Source organism: Streptomyces botrytidirepellens, assembly GCF_003721215.1.
Taxonomy (GTDB): Bacteria; Actinomycetota; Actinomycetes; order Streptomycetales; family Streptomycetaceae; genus Streptomyces; species Streptomyces himastatinicus.
The window spans coordinates 1-885 of sequence record NZ_RIBZ01000411.1 but is presented as its reverse complement, the minus strand read 5'-3'; the positions used below and the strand labels follow the sequence as shown (position 1 = coordinate 885).

Below are 885 nucleotides of genomic sequence, written 5' to 3'. Positions count from 1 at the left end.
CGGTCCCCGTGCTCGGCACGGGGACCGGGGCCCGACGTTGCTTGCGTACGGGAGTCAGCCCGTGGAGCGCGACAGCGCCTCCCGCACCGCCTCCTCCGTACGTCCCACCAACGCGGAACCGTCGTCGGCGGTGATGATCGGCCGCTGGATCAGCTTGGGGTGTTCGGCGAGCGCCGCGATCCAGCGGTCGCGCACGCCCTCGTCGCGCGGCCAGTCCTTCAGCCCCAGCTCCTTCGCCGCGGCCTCCTGCGTCCGGGTGATGTCCCACGGTTCGAGCCCGAGCCGGGCCAGTACGCCCCGGATCTCGTCCTGGCTCGGTACGTCTTCCAGGTAGCGGCGGACGGTGTACCCGGCGCCCTCCGCGTCGAGCAGACTGAGCGCGCTGCGGCACTTCGAGCACGCCGGATTGATCCAGATCTCCATGGCGCAACCGTACCGCGAGACCCCTCGCGCAACGCCCATCAAATCCCGGTCATCTGGCACCTGACCAGGCTGCTTTGTCAGTGCCCCACCGTAGAATGGAGGCATTGAAAGAGAGCGTCACCGACCGTCCCAGGAGGATGCCGATGGCCACTGCCGCTACCCCTCTTCCGGACCTGCCGAGCTTTACGACCCTGCCGAAGAAGCGCATGCCCGCCGGGCGTCCGCGTGAGTGGTACGAGACCCACAACCGCCGGCTGAAGGCCATGCGCCTGGCCATCGCCCTGCTCAACTCCGGGGTGTACCGCCCCGAGCAGGCGCGCAACCGCAAGATACGCGCCACCGCGGTCCGGATCGGCGTGCACCCGCCGTCCAACACCACGTGCCGCATGGTGCGCTCGCTCCTCCAGGAAAACGACCGCTGACCGTCCGGGCCCCCGCCGCGCCGATTCCCGGCGCGGCGGG

The 885-nt window shown here is 70.2% G+C and carries 2 protein-coding genes; one reads left to right on the top strand and one right to left on the bottom strand.

The annotated features are described in order from the left end of the window. Positions 1-54: 54 nt before the first annotated feature. The gene (locus EEJ42_RS31245; RefSeq protein ID WP_123105225.1) at positions 55-423 is read right to left on the bottom strand and encodes an arsenate reductase family protein; all 369 of its coding nucleotides are present in this window, start codon (positions 421-423) and stop codon (positions 55-57) included. Positions 424-560: 137 nt separating this feature from the next. Here EEJ42_RS31245 and EEJ42_RS31240 point away from each other — a divergent pair, with 137 nt between their 5' ends. Next, positions 561-845 (top strand): hypothetical protein, encoded by a 285-nt coding sequence (locus EEJ42_RS31240; protein ID WP_425472989.1) that lies wholly within the window; start codon positions 561-563, stop codon positions 843-845. The last annotated feature ends 40 nt before the right edge of the window (positions 846-885 follow it).

Excerpts from the sequence above, each read along its gene's own strand:
- EEJ42_RS31245 (WP_123105225.1), bottom strand. The coding sequence starts at position 423 with ATGGAGATCTGGATCAATCCGGCGTGCTCGAAGTGCCGCAGCGCGCTC.
- EEJ42_RS31240 (WP_425472989.1), top strand. The coding sequence starts at position 561 with ATGCCGATGGCCACTGCCGCTACCCCTCTTCCGGACCTGCCGAGCTTT.